The 17,204-nt window shown below is 69.3% G+C and carries 13 protein-coding genes; 7 read left to right on the plus strand and 6 right to left on the minus strand.

Annotated elements, in window-relative coordinates; translation table 11 throughout:
- Positions 1 to 5: 5 nt before the first annotated feature.
- Positions 6 to 1,073, plus strand: a complete 1,068-nt coding sequence (prfA, locus tag AC3IS2_RS00295; protein ID WP_489198679.1) for a peptide chain release factor 1 — start codon at positions 6 to 8, stop codon at positions 1,071 to 1,073.
- A gap of 3 nt (positions 1,074 to 1,076) precedes the next feature.
- Here the strand turns inward: prfA and AC3IS2_RS00300 are convergent, their stop codons facing one another.
- A complete protein-coding gene (locus AC3IS2_RS00300) occupies positions 1,077 to 2,390 on the minus strand; it encodes a YihY/virulence factor BrkB family protein (protein WP_489198680.1) in 1,314 nt (437 codons plus the stop codon).
- A 9-nt stretch (positions 2,391 to 2,399) separates the two neighbouring features.
- Here AC3IS2_RS00300 and prmC point away from each other — a divergent pair, with 9 nt between their 5' ends.
- From prmC to AC3IS2_RS00325, 5 genes are all read left to right on the plus strand, one after another.
- Positions 2,400 to 3,296: a peptide chain release factor N(5)-glutamine methyltransferase gene (gene prmC / locus AC3IS2_RS00305; protein WP_489198682.1), complete on the plus strand. Its 897-nt coding sequence runs from the start codon at positions 2,400 to 2,402 to the stop codon at positions 3,294 to 3,296.
- 281 nt (positions 3,297 to 3,577) lie between these two features.
- Positions 3,578 to 4,555, plus strand: a complete 978-nt coding sequence (locus AC3IS2_RS00310) for a DUF4167 domain-containing protein (protein WP_489198683.1) — start codon at positions 3,578 to 3,580, stop codon at positions 4,553 to 4,555.
- 82 nt (positions 4,556 to 4,637) lie between these two features.
- The gene (locus AC3IS2_RS00315; RefSeq protein ID WP_489198684.1) at positions 4,638 to 5,972 is read left to right on the plus strand and encodes a hybrid sensor histidine kinase/response regulator; all 1,335 of its coding nucleotides are present in this window, start codon (positions 4,638 to 4,640) and stop codon (positions 5,970 to 5,972) included.
- Between the two features lie 105 nt (positions 5,973 to 6,077).
- Positions 6,078 to 6,785, plus strand: coding sequence for a DUF4893 domain-containing protein (locus AC3IS2_RS00320; RefSeq protein ID WP_489198685.1), 708 nt, complete (start codon positions 6,078 to 6,080; stop codon positions 6,783 to 6,785).
- A gap of 74 nt (positions 6,786 to 6,859) precedes the next feature.
- The gene (locus AC3IS2_RS00325) at positions 6,860 to 7,264 is read left to right on the plus strand and encodes a hypothetical protein (protein WP_489198686.1); all 405 of its coding nucleotides are present in this window, start codon (positions 6,860 to 6,862) and stop codon (positions 7,262 to 7,264) included.
- Positions 7,265 to 7,327: 63 nt separating this feature from the next.
- On the opposite strand, the gene AC3IS2_RS00330 is transcribed toward AC3IS2_RS00325, so the two are convergent.
- Both AC3IS2_RS00330 and AC3IS2_RS00335 read right to left on the minus strand, forming a co-directional pair.
- Entirely contained in the window at positions 7,328 to 8,980 is a 1,653-nt protein-coding gene (locus tag AC3IS2_RS00330) for a serine hydrolase (RefSeq protein ID WP_489198687.1), read from the minus strand.
- A gap of 60 nt (positions 8,981 to 9,040) precedes the next feature.
- On the minus strand, positions 9,041 to 10,951 hold the full coding sequence (locus tag AC3IS2_RS00335; RefSeq protein ID WP_489198688.1) for a BCCT family transporter: 1,911 nt from the start codon (positions 10,949 to 10,951) through the stop codon (positions 9,041 to 9,043).
- Positions 10,952 to 11,103: 152 nt separating this feature from the next.
- Here AC3IS2_RS00335 and clpB point away from each other — a divergent pair, with 152 nt between their 5' ends.
- Positions 11,104 to 13,692 (plus strand): ATP-dependent chaperone ClpB, encoded by a 2,589-nt coding sequence (gene clpB, locus AC3IS2_RS00340; RefSeq protein WP_489198689.1) that lies wholly within the window; start codon positions 11,104 to 11,106, stop codon positions 13,690 to 13,692.
- A 63-nt stretch (positions 13,693 to 13,755) separates the two neighbouring features.
- Here clpB and lpdA read toward each other — a convergent pair whose 3' ends face one another.
- From lpdA to AC3IS2_RS00355, 3 genes are all read right to left on the minus strand, one after another.
- Entirely contained in the window at positions 13,756 to 15,150 is a 1,395-nt protein-coding gene (lpdA, locus tag AC3IS2_RS00345; RefSeq protein WP_489198690.1) for a dihydrolipoyl dehydrogenase, read from the minus strand.
- Between the two features lie 125 nt (positions 15,151 to 15,275).
- Positions 15,276 to 15,491: a GIY-YIG nuclease family protein gene (locus tag AC3IS2_RS00350; protein WP_489198692.1), complete on the minus strand. Its 216-nt coding sequence runs from the start codon at positions 15,489 to 15,491 to the stop codon at positions 15,276 to 15,278.
- A 68-nt stretch (positions 15,492 to 15,559) separates the two neighbouring features.
- Complete coding sequence (locus tag AC3IS2_RS00355) at positions 15,560 to 17,203, minus strand: dihydrolipoyl dehydrogenase family protein (RefSeq protein ID WP_489198693.1); 1,644 nt, start codon at positions 17,201 to 17,203, stop codon at positions 15,560 to 15,562.
- Between the last annotated feature and the right edge of the window lies 1 nt (position 17,204).

Here is a 17,204-nt window from a genome sequence, read left to right on the forward strand (position 1 = left end):
CTCCCTTGCGACTGCCCCAGGCCCGGCTCGATCAGGTGCTCGACCGCTTCCACCAGGTGGAGGCGCGCATGGGCGCGGCTTCGGACGGCGCCGAGATCGTGCGCCTGTCGAAAGAACACGCCGAGATGAAGCCGGTGGCCGACGCGGTGCAGGCCCTGGCCCGCGCCCGCGCCGAGGTCGAGGACCTGCAATCCATGGCCGCCGACCCCGAAATGGCCGCCATGGTCGCCGACGAGCTGGACGTCCTGAACGCGCGCCTGCCTGAGCTGGAGCGCGAGGTCGCCCTGCTGCTGGCCCCGCGCGACGCCGACGAGAACGCCTCGGCCGTGCTGGAAGTGCGCGCCGGCACCGGCGGGGACGAGGCGGCCCTGTTCGCCGGCGACCTGTTCCGCATGTACTCGCGCTACGCTTCGACGCGGGGCTGGCGGGTCGAGATCGACAGCACCACCGAAGGCGAGGCCGGCGGCTACAAGGAAATCATCGCCACCGTCACCGGCGAGGGCGTCTTCGGCCGGCTGAAGTTCGAGTCGGGCGTCCACCGCGTCCAGCGCGTCCCGGCGACGGAGGCGCAAGGCCGCATCCACACCTCGGCCGCCACCGTCGCCGTCCTGCCCGAGATCGAGGACGTCGAGATCGAGATCCACGACAAGGACATCCGCATCGACACCTTCCGCGCCTCCGGCTCGGGTGGTCAGCACGTCAACAAGACCGATTCCGCCGTGCGCATCACCCACCTGCCCACCGGCATCGTGGTGACCTCGTCGGAGAAGTCGCAGCACGTCAACCGCGACAAGGCGATGCGGAACCTGCGCGTGCGCCTCTACGACATGCAGCGTCAGGCCAAGGACGCCGCCCGCTCCGACGCGCGCAAGTCGCAGGTCGGCTCGGGCGACCGATCGGAGCGCATCCGCACCTACAACTTCCCCCAGGGCCGGGTGACCGACCACCGCATCGGCCTGACCCTGCACAGTCTGCCGCAGATTCTGGAAGGCGACATCGATCCGATGCTGAACGCCCTGATCGCCGAGGATCAGGCCGCCCGCCTGGCCGACCTGGAAGCCGAGTTCGGCTGACGCCTAACGGCGGCGTGAGCGTCGCCTCAGCACCCGATCGCCCAGCGCCTCGGCGTATTTCAGCGTGAAGGCCAGGGCTGCCGGGTTGCCTCGGCGCGGCCCGACGGAGTCCGCCATCACCGCTCCGCGCTCGCCGATCGGCCGGGGCTTGCCGATGGTGGTGTCCAGCGCTGTCTGATGCTCGATCTCGGCGTTCAGCCGCGCCCCCATCAGGATGACCTGCACCGAAAACCAGGTCCACAGCAGGAAGCCCATGGCCGCCGCCAGCGGGCCGTAGGAGTCGGTGCGGACGAAGTTGCTCAGGAACCAGCTGAACAGGAAGGACACCAGCAGGCTTAAGGTCGCCGCGAACACCGCCCCCGGCGTCAGCCAGCGCCAGCGCGCCCGCGCCCGGCTGGGGGCCATGCGATAGATCAGGGTCAGGGCGCCGACATAGCCGAGGAACAACAGCGGCCAGCGCAGCGGCGCCAGATGCGCCCATTCCTCCTCCAGCCCGAGCAGGCTCAGCACCACGGGCACGCCGACCACCAGACCTGAACTCAGCAGCACCGCCAGCAGGCCCGAGACGGTGAAGCCCATGCACACCAGGTTGTAGGTGATGATGTTGCGCCGTTCGACCTCGTGATAGGCGAGGTTCAGGCCATAGAAGAGGGTCTTCACCCCGCCGTTCGCCGCCATCAGCGACAGGGCCAGGGTCCAGACCAGGGTGAAGGTCAGCTGTCCGGTCGACCCGCTCGCCAGCCGCTGCATTTCGGCCCCGAGGAACTGGGCCACGTTCGACGGCAGCACCTCATAGAGGAAGCTCAGCTGGCCCCAGGCGTCGGCGGGATCGGCGAACAGGCCGTAGATGGTGACGAAGGCGCCCAGCGTCGGGAACAGGGCCAGCAGCATGAAGAAGGTCACGCCTCCGGCGACGAAGCCGACCCGGTCGCCGAAATAACCCATGGTCGTGCGCCAGGCGATGTCGATCCAGCCCTTGCGCGGGATGTGGACCGGGTGTCGGGCCAGACGGCCGCGTCCGGGCTCGTCTGCGTCATAGTCCTCGGGCGTCGGCTCGCGCGGCTCCAGGGGCAGGGGGCGCTTGGGCCGCAGTTCGACGCCGAACCTGTGGCCCTGGGTATAGAGCAGGTGCGCCGCCGTGGCCCCCGCCGCCAGCCCGCCCATCGTCGCGCCGACATAACGCCAGATCGCGCCGCCTGATCGCCGTTGCGGCGCCCGTTTCACAAGGTTCTGCATCCCCATCCGCCCCTGAACGGCCACGCTGGCCCCGCGTTCCACATCGCGTTCCGTCTTGAAATCGCCCGCCGCAAGCGCCAATCACCCATCATGTCCGAAAACGCCCCCGCCGCCCCGACCCTGCTCACCGCCTGGAAGGGCGCGCAAGCCCAGTTGAAAGCCGCCGGCATCGACAGCCCGTCGATCGACGCCCGCCTGCTGCTGGAGGCCGCGACCGGCGCGGGCCGCGTCGACATCCTGACCGATCCCTATCGTGTCATCGAGGCCGACAAGTTCGCCGCCCTGGAGGCCATGGTCGCGCGTCGCCTGAAGCGCGAGCCGGTGTCGCGCATCCTGGGCAAGAAGGGCTTCTGGAAGATCATGCTGAACGTCACCCCCGACGTGCTTAGCCCGCGCCCGGACACCGAGACCTTGCTGGACGTCATCGTCCGCGCCTTTGCGCCGCAGCGCGCCTTCGACTTCATCGACCTGGGCACCGGCTCGGGCGCCATCCTGCTGGCCACCCTGGTCGAGCGGCCGGGCGCGCGCGGCGTCGGCACCGACATCTCGACCGAGGCCATCGCCGTGGCGCGCGAGAACGCCGCCAACCTGGACCTGAACGAGCGCTGCACCTTCATCCGCACCGAATGGGCCACCGGCTTCGCCGACGACAGCTTCGATCTGGTGGTGTCCAACCCGCCCTATATTCCGACCGGCGACATCGCCGGCCTTGACCCGGAAGTGCGTGAGCACGACCCGCATCTGGCGCTGGACGGCGGCCCGGACGGGCTTCAGCCCTATCGCGACCTGGCCCCCGAGATCGCCCGCATCCTCCGTCCCGAAGGCGTCTTCGCCGTCGAGATCGGCTGGGACCAGGGGGCGCAGGTCAAGGCCTTGTTCGAGGCGGCCGGCTTCACCGGGGTCAAGGTGGTCAAGGACCTGGGCGAGCGCGACCGCGTCGTCACCAACGGCCCGGACCCGCGCGTCGATCCCATCCCGGAAGCCTGATCGGGGCCAGAAGGGCCGCGCAACAAAAGCCTTGGAAACGACGTCATCGCGCGCTAAGTCGTTTCTTGTCTCCCACTCAAACGCATCCTTTTCGGGCAGGTTTGCTCGCTCAAGCGCGTCTGGGCCAGTGACGGTCGGGCCGGTCGGTCCGGCGGACCACAGGGCGGCGAACGGTTTTCCGAGCACATCGATACGGGGATTGGCCCCGACCGAACGGAACGACGAACTGGGTCCTGCCCGTCCTCACCCGACGGCGGCCCGCACCAGCACGGTAAGCTCCGATGAGAGATTTCAAGGGCATGAAGCGTCAGCGCGGACGCAACCGGAAGCCCGGCAGCGGCGGCGGCAACAACGCCAACGCCACCAATCCGAACCGGTCGTGGGACTCGCAAGGCCCTGAGAACATCAAGGTCCGCGGCAACGCCCAGACCGTCTACGAGCGCTACATGCAGCTGGCGCGCGACGCCTCGGCCGCCGGCGACCGGGTGCTGGCCGAGAACTACACCCAGCACGCCGAACACTATTTCCGCGTCCTGCGCGCCCTGCAGCCCCAGCGTCCGGTCAGCGAGATCGCCCAGCGCGAACTGGCCGGCCAGGGCTTCGACATCGACTTCGAAGACGAGTCGGGCGCTCAGGCCGCCGCCATCATCGCCGCCGCCCAGGCCGAGCAGCAGAAGGCCGAGGACGACGCCCGCCGCCAGGCCGAGCGCGCCGAGCGCGAAGCCAACCGCGACCGCGACTACAGCAACCGCGACAACAACCGGGATCGCGACAACAACCGCGACCGGGATCGGGAACCGCGCGAGCCGCGCGAACCCCGCGCTGACGACCGCGAACCCCGCGCCGAGGGCGAGGCCCGTGAAGGCGGCCGTCGCGAGACCCGCCGCGAGCGCTGGGAGCGTCGCCGCGAGGAACGCAACCGTCGCTTCGAGGCCGGCGAGGCCACGCCCGAGGACGAAGCCCGCGCCCTGGCCGAGGCCGAATATGTTCCTGAAGCCGGTTCGGAAGAGGCCGCCGCGCCTGCCGTCGAAGCCGAGGCTGACGCCCGTCCCGCCCGCGCCCCGCGCCGTCCGCGCGCCGAGCGCGCGCCGGTCGACGCGCCCGGCGAGGCCGAAGTCAGCGACGGCATGGGCCTGCCCGGCTTCCTGACCCGTCCCTCCGCCCCGTCCTCGGACGAAGCGGAAGTCTCGGACGAGGCCGCCGCGCCCAAGCGTCGTGCGCCGCGTCGCAAGGTCGAACCCGCTGCCGACGAGGGCTGATCGGCTGCGCGCAACCTTAGCGCGTATTTTTACATAACATCAATCTATGGGCGTTATTCTCGAGGCATCGGGAGGACGTGCGATGGAACTCGTTCTGGTGGTGCTCGCCCTGGCTCTGTCCGGCTGCTGGGCGGGATTGCGGCTCGCGATGAAGGCCGGCGGCGAGGTGAAGACCTTGCGGCGGCTCAACACCACGCTCGAGGCCCGCGCCGAGCAGCGCGCCCGCGAGCTTCAGGCGGCGCTTGCCGCCGCCGAAGGGCAGGCCGCCCAGGTCGAGGCGGCGCATAGGGCCAAGACCGAGTTCCTGGCCAGCATGAGCCATGAGCTGCGCACGCCGCTCAACGCCGTCATCGGCTTTTCCGACCTGATGCGGATGAACGAGGGGCAGGAGCCGCTGACCCATCGCCAGCATCAGGCCGTCGAGCAGATCCGCGCGGCCGGCGCCCGGCTGCTGACCCTGGTGGACGAGGTTCTGAACCTGGCCGACATCGAGAGCGGCCGATTGGCGGTGGCGGTCGAGCGGGTCGATCCCTTGCTGATCGCGCGACAGGTGTGCGAGCGCCTGCGCCCTATGGCCGAGGCGGCCCAGGTTGAACTGCGCGAGCCGCCGCCCGTGGCAGGCCTCGCCGCGCGGGCTGACTGCGAACGCCTGCGACAGGTGCTGACGGCCCTGATCGCCAACGCCGTCAAATACAATCGTCCCGGCGGGGTGGTCCTGATCGAGGCGCGCCAGTCGGACGACGGCGTCAGCCTGGACGTCCGCGACACGGGCCAGGGTCTTCCGGCCGCGCGAATGGACGAGTTGTTCCAGCCCTTCAACCGTCTGGGACGCGAAGCGTCCGACGTGCCGGGGGCCGGGATCGGCCTGGCGGTGGCGCGGCGTCTGATCGAGGCCATGGACGGCCGGCTGGAGGCGGAGAGCCGCGAAGGCGAGGGCGCGGTCTTCACCATTCGCCTGCCGCTCGCCGTGGCCGAGGCCCGCACAGTCGTCGCCTCGCCGGTTCCAGAGGCCCGCCTGCCCGAGGCGACGCTGCTCTATGTCGAGGACAACCCCTCCAACATCGCCCTGATGCGCCATGTGGTCATGGCCCTGGGCCGCATCCAGCTGCACGTGGCCGAGACGGGGCCGGATGGGCTGATGCTGGCCCGCGACCTGCGGCCCGACGTGATCCTGCTCGACATCAACCTGCCGGGCATGGACGGGTTCGAGGTCAAGGCGCGGCTGGGTGAGGATCCCCTGACGCGCCATCTGCCGGTGCTCGCCCTGTCGGCGCGGGCCACGCCGGCCGACATTCGGCGCGGGCGCGCGGCGGGCTTCGCCGAATATCTGACCAAGCCGCTGCAGATCCCGGCCCTGGTCGAGGCGCTGTCGCTGGCCCTGGCGACGCGCGCGGCGCCGCCCGCCGACGCCGCGTGACCCTGTTCGCCGAATAGGGCGGGCTTTCGCCCCGGGGTTGACGCGGCGCGCGGGGAGGGCTTCCTAAGAAACGGGGGCTTTTCGACCCTGTGCGAGGGAGCGCCCATGTCACGTTCGTCGGCCTGCATATCGCGTTTCAAGGCGATCTGGCGCGCCCGGCTTCTGGTTCCGAGCTTGTCGGCGTCCGCTCTGCTGGCGGCCTGCGCGATCACGCCGCCGCCTCCGCCGCCGCCGCCTTCGAACCTGGCCGCTGCGTCCGGCGGGGCCGTGCTCAGCGACTGGCGCGCGGTCATCACCGCCGCTGACCGCGACCGTTATCAGCGCCGCGACGCCGCCTGGACCCTGGCCCTGCAGCAGGCCCGCCGTCAGCCGGGTTCGGGCGATCTGTCCGCGTTGGGCGTGCTGATCGACCCCGGCGCCGGGCGTTCGTCGGTGACGCCGCCGGTCGGAAACTATCGCTGCCGCACCGTCAAGCTGGGGTCGCAGGGCGGCGAGCAGGGCCTGGGCTATGTCGTCTACGGCTGGTTCGCCTGCCGCATCGAGCGGACGCCCGCCGGGCTGAAGTTCTCCAAGCTGACGGGGTCGCAGCGCCCTGGCGGCCTGCTGTTCCCCGAGAACGACCGCCACATGGTCTTTCTCGGCTCGATGGCCCTGGCGTCCGAACCCGCCGCCCGCTCGTACGGCCTGAGGCCGGATCGTGACATGGCAGCTGTGGTCGAACGCATCGGCGAGCATCGCTGGCGGCTGGTCATCCCCTGGCCGGCGAACGAGTCCAACCTCGACCTGATCGAACTGGTCCCCGCCGGGCGCTGAGCTTGCCCGCCGACCCTTGACCGGGGACGTGGCGGGCGTCCACCCTGACGGCCGTCCATTCAGGGGAGGCGCTCATGCGCGGCATCGGTTTCACCGTCGGCTCGGTCATCGCCATCGGCGTCTTGATCGCCGTCGTCCTGGTCGGCTTCCCGACCTACAACGTCTATTCCAAGCAGATGGCGGGCAAGGCGGCCTATGAGGAGGCGGTGCAGAACCGCCGCATCCGCGTGCTGGAGGCCCAGGCCGCCCTCGATTCCGCCAAGCTGACCGCCGCCGCCGAGATCGAACGCGCCAAGGGCGCCAACGAGGCCAACCGCATCATGGCCCAGGCCCTGGGCGGCCCCGAGGCCTATCTGCGCTGGTCCTACATCAACATGCTGCAGGAAACCGCCGGCAAGGAAGGCCGCCAGACCATCTACATCCCCACCGAGGCGGGCATGCCGATCCTCGAGGCGGGCCAGCGCCCGGCGGCGCGCTGAGGCTGCATTCAACGGCTAACGAAGAAGGGGCGGCCCGTTTGGGACCGCCCCTTCTTGCTGGACTCAGACCCGCGTCAGCCGCAGGTCCTGATAGTCGTAGCTGAAGTCGATGTCGGGCGAGACGCCCTTGAGCGTCGCCGTCGCCGGCTTGGCGGTCAGGATGCTGAAGGTGATGAAGGCGTCTTCCTCGCGCTTGTCGGGGAAGCGGGTGCGGAAGGTTTCGCCGTCATAGGGCTCCAGCCAGCCCCGCAGCGCCGGGGTGCGGGTGAAGGCCAGCCACAGGCCGGTCTTCCTGTTCCGGCCGCGTCCCTCGGTCTTCTGTTCGATCGTGATGTCGCCGTACCAGGGGTCGCGCCAGGTCCCGACATAGGCCTCCAGCGGCATCGACGGCGCCGCGCCCGCCGCCTGCTTGGCGTCGATCTCGACGGCGGCCTTCAGCGACTTCTCGGTCCCTTCGGCCTCGCGCTTCTTGGAATCGGCGATCCAGTCGACGTCGACCTTGTTCATGGCGATGTCCGACAGGCCCGCGCGCAGGGCGCGCAGCAGGAAGCTCTCCTCGGCGTTGGTGAAGACGCTGAAACCGATCTTGCGGCCGGGAATCAGCACCGTGGCCGAGATGCCGCCGGGCGAGCCGCCGCCGTGGGTGGCCAGCCGTTCGCCGCGATAGTCCTGAACCTGCAACCCCATGGCGTAGGTCGAGGCCACGGCCTGGTTGGGCAGTTCCGCCGTCGGCCCGGCCGAGGAGATGACGATGATGTTCGGCTTGTACATCTCCTGCGCGGCGGCTTCGGAGAACAGGCGCGTGCCGTCGGCCAGCTTGCCGTCGTTCAGGCGCACGGCGATCCATTTCGCCCAATCATTGGCGCTGGCGCAGATGCCGCCCGCCGCCGCCGCCGAATCCCAGTTCCACACCTCGACGATGGAGTCCGCGATCTGCGTCATCGCCCCCTGATAGCGCAGCGGCGGCCCGACGCGGCCGTGGGGCAGGGCGCTCTTCTTCGGGTCGGCCAGACGCGCCAGAGGCACGCTCTCGCTCATGCCCACGCGGTCGAAGATGCGGGTCTGGACGAAGTCTTCCCACGAGAGGCCAGAGACCGCCTCGATCACGGCGCCCGCGACCACGAACATCAGGTTGCAGTAGTGGTACTCCTCGCGGAAGCCGTCCTCGATCGGCACGAAGGCGGCCTGGGCCAGAATCTCGGCGCGGGTCCGGTCGCTGTTGGGCCAGAACAGCAGGTCCCCGGCGCCCAGGCCGAACCCGGCGCGGTGGCTCAGCGTATCGCGAACCGTGATGCGCTCGCCGATCACCGGGTCCGACAGGGTGAAGCCGGGCAGATAGGTCTTGATCGGCTCGTCCCACTTCACCTTGCCTTCGTCGACCAGGATGGCCAGGCAGGCGGCGGTGACGTTCTTGGAGTTGGAGGCGAGGGCGAACAGGGTGTGCTCGTCGACCGGCTCGGCCTTGCCCTGACGGCGCACGCCGTAACCCTTGGCCAGCACCGTCTTGCCGTCGCGCACCAGGGCCAGGGACACCGCCGGCTGGTCCGGCCAGGCGGCCATGCAACGCTGCACCCAGGCGTCGGCGGCGGCGGCGATCTCGTCGTCGGTGCGCATGTCGGCGCTGGTCTGGGCCCAGCCGGTCGCGGGCAGGGCGACGCCGGTCGTGGCGACGGCGGAGGAAATCAGCGCCGCGCGACGCGACAGGCGGATGGACATGGGCACGCTCCGGAAAACAGAACGGCGACGCTAGCGCCCTGCCTCCCTCCGGCCAAGGGGCTAGGCCGCCAGCCGCCACCGTTGCAGATGCTCCAGCACGTCGGCGACGATCTGGGCGCGGGCGAAGCCGGTGATGTCGCGGGCGCGCGTTCCGTCGCCGGTCTGGGCCGTCATCCGCCATTCCAGCGCGCGCCGCGCCTCGGGCGCCTCCAGCGCGGTCAGGGCCGGCAGGGGCCGCGACCGGGCGCCGATGCGATAGAGGAAGTCGCGGCCGTTGGCGTGTTCGACCACCAGCCAGACCCCGTTCTCGTCCATCTCGACCCGGCTGTGCTCCAGCCCGCCCTCAACCAGGGCGTTGCGCACCTCGACCAGGGCCGGGGCGCCCTGCCGCTCCATCTGGCGGGCGATGTCCTTGCGATGGGCGGGGGCGAGCATCCGCTTCAGGCGCTCGCGCAGGGGCGGGGCCTCGGTCTCGACCGCCTCGCCCTTCAGGTCGGCGTTCATCTGTCGCGCCAGACCGAAGGCCAGCAGGATCATGATGACGGCGAACGGCAGCGCCGCCACCAGGGTCGCGGCCTGCAGCGCGCCCAGACCGCCGGCCAGCAACAGCAGGGCCGCCGTCAGCCCCAGCAGCAGGCACCAGTAGATCCTCTGCCAGCGCGGCGTCTCCTCGGCGCCGCCGGACGCAATGGTGTCGATGACCAGCGAGCCGGAATCCGCTGAGGTGACGAAGAAGACCGCCACCAGAGCCACCGCCAGGGTCGAGGTGATCGCCGTGCCCGGCAGATACTCCAGGAAGCGGAACAGGGCGGTCGACAGGTCCGCCTGAACCGCGTCCGAAATCGCCCCTCCCGCCGCGCCGAGATCCAGGCTCATGGCCGAGTTGCCGAAGACCGTCATCCAAAGGAAGGTGAAGGCGGTCGGGACCAGCAGCACGCCGATGACGAACTCGCGCACCGTGCGCCCGCGCGAGATGCGGGCGATGAACATGCCCACGAAGGGCGACCAGGCGATCCACCAGGCCCAGTAGAACAGGGTCCAGTCCGCCATCCACGCCCGCGGCTCATAGGCGTAGAGGGTGAAGGTGCGCACGAAGAAGTGGTCCAGATACAGACCGAAATTCTGCACATAGGCCCGCAGCAGGAACAGGGTCGGCCCCGCCGCCAGGACGAACAGCATCAGGCAGACGGCCAGGACCAGGTTCAGCTCGGACAGCCGCCGCACCCCCTTGTCCACCCCGGTCAGGACCGAGATCGTCGCCGCCCCCATGACCACCACGATCAGGCCGACCTGCACCGTCACCGTATTGGGCGCGCCCGCCAAATAGTTCAGGCCCGAGGTGATCTGGGCCACCCCCAGCCCCAACGAAGTGGCGATGCCGAACAGGGTGCCGCAGATGGCGAAGATGTCGACCGCATCGCCGATCGGCCCGTTGATCCGCTTGCCCAGCAGGGGATAGAGTCCCGACCGCATGGTCAGCGGCAGGCCTTTTCGGTGAGCGAAATAGGCCAGGCTCAGCCCCACCACGGCGTAGATGGCCCAGGCGTGCACGCCCCAGTGGGTATAGGTGATGACCATGGCCTCGCGCGCGGCGTCGAGGGAGCCGGGCGCGGCCTCGGGCGGGGCGATATAGTGCTGCACCGGCTCGGCCACAGCGAAATACATAAGGCCGATGCCCATGCCCGCCGCGAACAGCATGGCCAGCCATGAGACATAGGGAAAGTCCGGCTCGCAGTCGTCCGGCCCCAGCTTCAGCCGCCCGGTCGGCCCCAGCGCCAGCACGGTGACGAACAGCAGGAAGCCCGCCACCGCCGCCACATAGAACCAGCCGAAGGTCTCGATCACCCAGGCCTGGGCCGCGCCGAAAATCAGGTCGGAGGTGGAGGGCGCGATCAGGGCCAGCAGCAGCAGGCCGCCGGTGATGGCGCTGGCCCCCCAGAAGACGCGGGGGTTCATCTTGGTCGTCAGCATGGGGACCTAGCGCACGGCGACGCTTGGGGTTCCATGCCATCGCCCCTTGCGTGGCGGATAGGTCACGCCCACCTCGTTTGACACAACTCAAGGCGCCGCTTCGCAGAAGGGCGCGTTGATGGTTTTCCGCCTTCCGAGGGGACTGCATCGAAATGAATCTCGACCTCTATTCCGACCGCGCCAAACAGGCCGTCCAATCCGCCCAGTCGCTGGCGCTCGCCCGGCGGCACCAACAGTTCGCGCCCGAGCACCTGCTGAAGGTGCTGCTCGAGGAACGCGACGGTCTCGCCCGCAAGCTGATCGATCAGGCGGGCGGCGATCCGTCCGCCGTGGAAATCGTCACCGAGGGCCTGCTGAAGAAGCGGGCCCAGGTCGAGGGCGGCTCGGGCCAGCTCTATCTGGACGGCGACACGGCCCGCGTCTTCAGCGCCGCCGAGGAGGCCTCCAAGAAGGCCGGCGACGCCTTCGTCACCACCGAGCGTCTGCTGGCCGCCATCGCCAAGGAGGGCGGGGCCGCCGCCGAGGCGCTGAAATCCGCCGGCGTCACGCCCAAGAAGCTGGACGAAGCCGTCGCCGAAATGCGCAAGGGCAAGACCGCCGACAACGCCTCGGCCGAGGACAGCTACGACGCCCTGAAACGCTACGCCCGCGACCTGACCGAGGCCGCGCGCGACGGCAAGGTCGACCCCGTCATCGGCCGCGACGAGGAAATCCGCCGCACCATTCAGGTCCTGGCCCGCCGCACCAAGAACAATCCCGTCCTGATCGGCGAACCCGGCGTCGGCAAGACCGCCATCGTCGAAGGACTCGCATTGAGGATCGTCAACGGCGACGTGCCGGAAAGCCTGAAGGACAAGAAGGTCCTGTCGCTGGACATGGGCGCCCTGATCGCGGGCGCCAAATATCGCGGCGAGTTCGAGGAGCGGCTGAAGGCCGTGCTGAACGAGGTGGCGCAGGCCGAGGGCGGCATCGTCCTGTTCATCGACGAGATGCACACCCTGGTCGGCGCCGGCAAGGGCGACGGGGCCATGGACGCCTCCAACCTGCTGAAGCCCGCTCTGGCGCGCGGCGAGCTGCACTGTGTCGGAGCCACCACGCTCGATGAATACCGCAAGCACGTCGAGAAGGACGCGGCCCTGGCCCGTCGGTTCCAGCCGGTCTTCGTCGCCGAACCCACCGTCGAGGACACGGTGTCGATCCTCCGTGGACTGAAAGAGAAGTACGAGGTCCACCACGGGGTGCGCATCAGCGACAGCGCCATCGTGGCGGCCGCGACCCTGTCGAACCGCTACATCACCGACCGCTTCCTGCCCGACAAGGCCATCGACCTGATCGACGAGGCCGCGTCGCGCGTGCGCATGGCCGTGGATTCCAAGCCCGAGGCTCTGGACGAGATCGACCGCCGCCTGGTCCAGCTCAAGATCGAGCGCGAGGCCCTGAAGAAGGAGAGCGACCAAGCCTCGCAGCAGCGCCTGGAGAAGCTGGAGGACGAGATCATCGACCTCGAAGGCCAGTCGGACGACATGACCGCCCGCTGGAAGTCGGAAAAGGACAAGGTCGGGCAGGGCGCCCAACTGCGCGAGACCCTGGATCGTCTGCGCGCCGAACTGGCCGCCGCCCAGCGCGCGGGCGATCTGGGCCGCGCCTCGGAGATCGCCTACGGCCAGATCCCGCAACTGGAACGCCAGCTGGCCGAGGCCGAAGCCGCCGAGAAACCGGCGGAAGGTCCCCTGACGCCCGAGGTCGTCGACGCCGAGCAGATCGCCGCCGTCGTCAGCCGCTGGACCGGCGTCCCCGTCGACAAGATGCTGGAAGGCGAGCGCGAGAAGCTGCTCAAGATGGAGGACGAACTGGGCCGCCGCGTGGTCGGTCAGGACGAGGCGCTGGAAGCCGTGTCCGACGCCGTGCGCCGCGCCCGCGCCGGGCTGAACGACCCCAACAAGCCGCTGGGCAGCTTCCTCTTCCTCGGCCCGACGGGCGTGGGCAAGACCGAGCTGACCAAGGCCCTGGCCGGCTATCTGTTCGACGACGACAACGCCATCACCCGCATCGACATGAGCGAGTACATGGAGAAGCACAGCGTCAGCCGCCTGATCGGCGCCCCTCCCGGCTATGTCGGCTATGACGAGGGCGGCGCCCTGACCGAGGCCGTGCGTCGTCGCCCCTATCAGGTCATCCTGTTCGACGAGGTCGAGAAGGCCCACCCCGACGTCTTCAACGTGCTTCTGCAGGTGCTGGACGACGGCCGCCTGACCGACGGTCAGGGCCGCACCATCGACTTCAAGAACACCCTGATCATCATGACCTCCAACCTGGGCAGCCAGCATCTGGCCGACCAGCCGGAAGGCGAGGATGTCGAGGCCGTCCGGCCCCTGGTCATGGAACAGGTCCGCGCCCACTTCCGCCCCGAGTTCCTGAACCGCATCGACGAGATCATCCTGTTCCACCGCCTCGGCCGCGAACAGATGGGCGGCATCGTCCGCATCCAGCTGGCCCGCCTCGAAAAGCTGATGGCCGACCGCCGCCTGACGCTGGCCCTCGACGACAGCGCCCTCCACTGGCTCGCCGACAAGGGCTACGACCCCGTCTACGGCGCGCGCCCCCTGAAGCGCGTCATCCAGAAGGAACTGGTCGACCCCATGGCCAAGAAACTCCTCGCCGGCGAGATCGAGGACGGGTCCGTGGTGGCCGTGTCAGCCGGCCCGGACGGGCTGGAGATCGGGAAGGCGCGGGTGCACTGACAGTAAAAAAGGGGGCGGCGAAATCGCGGCCCCCTTTCCAGTGCAAGCAGGACGATAGCGCCCTCAGATGTGAATGGCGTGCCCGAGCGCCCGCAGGCTGGCCTCGTGGAAGGCTTCGCCGAGGGTCGGGTGGACGTGGATCACGCCCGCGACGTCTTCCAGCACGGCGCCCATTTCCAGCATCTGGGCGAAGCTGTTGGACATCTCGGACACGTGCTGGCCGACGGCCTGGATGCCCAGGATGCGGTGGTCGGTCTTGGAGGCTATGACGCGGACGAAGCCGCCGTCCTCGCCGGCCTCGATGGCCAGGGCGCGGCCGATGGCGGCGAAGGGGAAGATGGACTGGATCACGTCGTCGCGGCCCTCGACGTCCTGCGGACCCAGGCCCGCCGAGACGATCTCCGGCTCGGTGAAGCAGACGGCGGCGATGGTGACGGGATCGAAGATGCGGTCATGGCCCGCGATGATTTCCGCGACCACCTCGCCCTGGGCCGAGCCCTTGTGCGCCAGCATGGGTTCGCCGGTCAGGTCGCCGACGGCCCAGACGTTCTTCATGCTGGTGGCGCAGCGCTTGTCGATCTTGACGAAGGCGCCGTCCATGGCCACGCCCATGGTCTCCAGACCCCAGCCCTTGGTGCGCGGACGACGGCCGACGGTGACCAGCACCTTGTCGGCGTCCAGCTGCATCGGGCTTCCGTCCTTGTCGGTGACGTTCAGCTTGCCGTCGCCGAAGCCGCCCGCACGGGCGCCGAGGAACAGTTCGACGCCGTGCTTCTCGAGCCACTTCTGCACCGGGTCGGTCAGGGCCTTGTCGTAGAGCGGCAGCAGCCGGTCGGCCATCTCGACGATGGCCACTTCGGCGCCCAGCTTGCGGAAGGCGATGCCCAGCTCCAGGCCGATATAGCCGCCGCCGACGACGACCAGCTTCTTCGGCACTTCCGGCAGGCTCAGGGCCTCGGTCGAGGAAATGACGTCGTCGCCGAAGGGCAGGAAGGGCAGCTCGACCGGCTCGGACCCCGTGGCCAGGATGACGTGTTCGGCGGTGATGAGGATGGGGCCGTCGGCGGTCTCGACGCGGCAGGTCTTGGCGTCCGAGAACTCGGCCCAGCCCTTGATGACCTTGACCTTGGCCTTCTTCAGCAGGGCGGCGACGCCGGCGTTCAGCTTCCTGACGATGCCGTCCTTCCACGCGACCGTCTTGGACAGGTCGATGGCCGGGGCCGACGCCGTGATGCCCAGCGTGCCGTCGCCGGCGGCCTTCAGCACCGTCTCATACTTGCCCGCCGCGTGGATGATGGCCTTGGACGGAATGCAGCCGACGTTCAGGCAGGTGCCGCCCAGGCCGTCGCCGCCGTCCACCAGCACGGTGTCCAGGCCGAGCTGGCCGCATCTGATACCAGCCACGTAGCCGCCGGTGCCGGCGCCGATGATCAGGACTTTGGTCTTGAGGGTCTGCATGATCCGAACAACTTCCGCTCATCCCCGCGGAGGCGGGGACCCAGGTTTTTGGCTATGCGCTCAGCGTCTCGACGAGATCGCGCCAGCCGGGGTTCATTTCTTCAATCAGCCGCAGTTTCCACTGCCTATTCCACTTCTTGGTCTGACGCTCCCGTCGAAACGCCGCCTCGCGGGTTTCGTGCGTTTTCGAACCAGACCAGTCTTTCTACGTCGTGCTCGGCGGTGAACTTCGACGCCGCCCCTTCCTTGTGCTGCCAGGCGCGCAGACCGATGTCGTCCGTCGAGCCCGTATAGAGCGTCCCATTCCGTCGGCTGGCCATGATGTAGGTGAAAAAGGCCAAGGGCGGGGTCCGAAGCTAAAGCCTGGGTCCCCGCCTCCGCGGGGATGAGCGGAAGGGGTTGGGTTCGATCAGTTCATCCAGAGCGTGGCCGGGTGCTCCAGCAGGCCCTTGATGCGCTGCACGAAGACCGCAGCATCATGCCCGTCGACGATGCGGTGATCGAAGCTGGAGGACAGGTTCATCATCTTGCGCACGACCATCTGGCCGTCCTTGACCACCACGCGTTCGGCGATCTTGTTCGGACCGACGATGGCGACCTCGGGGTGGTTGATGATGGGCGTGTGAACCACGCCGCCCAGCGTCCCCAGCGAGGTGATGGTGATGGTCGAGCCGGACAGCTCCTCGCGCTTGGCCGAGCCGTCCTTGGCGGCGCCCGAGACGCGGGCGATCTCCAGCGCCGTGGCGTAGGGGTCCAGCGCCTCGGCGTGGCGGACGACCGGCACCATCAGGCCGTTCGGCGTCTGGGCGGCGATGCCCAGATGGACCGGGGCGTGCCGGGTCAGGACGCCGGCCTCGTCGTCATAGGTGGCGTTGATGCTGGGCTGGTCGCGCAGGGCCACGACGATGGCGCGGGCGATGAAGGGCAGGACGTTCAGCTTGGGCTGGTCCTTCGACTTCGTCGCGTTCAGGTGGGCGCGCAGCTCTTCCACCGCCGTCATGTCGATTTCCTCGACATAGGTGATGTGCGGGATGCGACGGACGCTCTCGGCCATCTTCTCCGCGATCTTGCGGCGCAGGCCGATGATCTTGACCTCGGTGGTCCCTTCCGCGCGGGCGTAGGTCGAGGAGGCCGCTCCAACGGTGGCGGCGGGCAGCGAGCCCCCGCGCGCGACGAAGGCGTCGAGGTCTTCATGCTGGATGCGGCCGGCGGGACCCGAGCCCGGCACGAAGGCCAGGTCGATGCCCAGATCGCGGGCGCGGTTGCGCACGGCGGGCGAGGCGAGGGCGCGCTCGCCGGGCTGGCGGCCGGTCATGGCGGGGACGGGCTTGGCCTCGGCCTTGGGCGCGGGGGCAGCAGCAGGCTTGGCGACCGGAGCTGGCGCGGCCTTCTCGGCCTTGGCGACGGGAGCAGCAGCCGGAGCCACGGCGACATTGCCCTTGCCCTCGACCTTGAAGCTGACAAGAGGCCCGCCGACGGGGACCTGCTGGCCCGCATCGCCGTGCAGGGCCACGACCACGCCGTTGATCGGGCTGGTGATCTCGACCGTGGCCTTGTCGGTCATGATGTCGGCGAGGATCTGGTCTTCCTCGACCGCGTCGCCGACCTTGACGTGCCAGCCGACCAGTTCGGCTTCGGCCGTGCCTTCGCCCACGTCGGGCAGCTTGAACACATAGTTCGCTCCGCCGGCGGCGGCCGGGGCGCTGACCGGGGCGGCCTCGGCCTTCGGCGCTTCAGCGACGACTGGGGCCGGCTCGGATTTGGCGGCGACGGGGGCAGGGGTCGGCTCGGCGTCGGACGCATTGCCCGCGCCCTCGACCTCGAATTCGACCAGGGGGCCGCGCACCGGCACCATCTGGCCCGGCTCGCCGTGGATGGCGGTGACCTTGCCGCTGACCGGGGCGGTGATTTCCACCGTGGCCTTGTCGGTCATGATGTCGGCGACGATCTGGTCTTCCTCGACCATGTCGCCGACCGCGACGTGCCAGGCGACCAGCTCGGCCTCGGCAGTGCCTTCGCCCACGTCGGGCAGCTTGAAGACGAAACGACCCATC

Source organism: Brevundimonas sp. KH_025, from assembly GCF_057839885.1.

Bases quoted from the DNA above. Each gene is read 5' to 3' on its own strand.
- prmC (WP_489198682.1), top strand. From the start codon at position 2,400: ATGTCCGAAAACGCCCCCGCCGCCCCGACCCTGCTCACCGCCTGGAAG.
- AC3IS2_RS00310 (WP_489198683.1), top strand. From the start codon at position 3,578: ATGAGAGATTTCAAGGGCATGAAGCGTCAGCGCGGACGCAACCGGAAG.
- AC3IS2_RS00315 (WP_489198684.1), top strand. From the start codon at position 4,638: ATGGAACTCGTTCTGGTGGTGCTCGCCCTGGCTCTGTCCGGCTGCTGG.
- AC3IS2_RS00320 (WP_489198685.1), top strand. From the start codon at position 6,078: ATGTCACGTTCGTCGGCCTGCATATCGCGTTTCAAGGCGATCTGGCGC.
- AC3IS2_RS00325 (WP_489198686.1), top strand. From the start codon at position 6,860: ATGCGCGGCATCGGTTTCACCGTCGGCTCGGTCATCGCCATCGGCGTC.
- AC3IS2_RS00330 (WP_489198687.1), bottom strand. From the start codon at position 8,980: ATGTCCATCCGCCTGTCGCGTCGCGCGGCGCTGATTTCCTCCGCCGTC.
- AC3IS2_RS00335 (WP_489198688.1), bottom strand. From the start codon at position 10,951: ATGCTGACGACCAAGATGAACCCCCGCGTCTTCTGGGGGGCCAGCGCC.
- clpB (WP_489198689.1), top strand. From the start codon at position 11,104: ATGAATCTCGACCTCTATTCCGACCGCGCCAAACAGGCCGTCCAATCC.
- lpdA (WP_489198690.1), bottom strand. From the start codon at position 15,150: ATGCAGACCCTCAAGACCAAAGTCCTGATCATCGGCGCCGGCACCGGC.
- AC3IS2_RS00355 (WP_489198693.1), bottom strand. From the start codon at position 17,203: ATGGGTCGTTTCGTCTTCAAGCTGCCCGACGTGGGCGAAGGCACTGCC.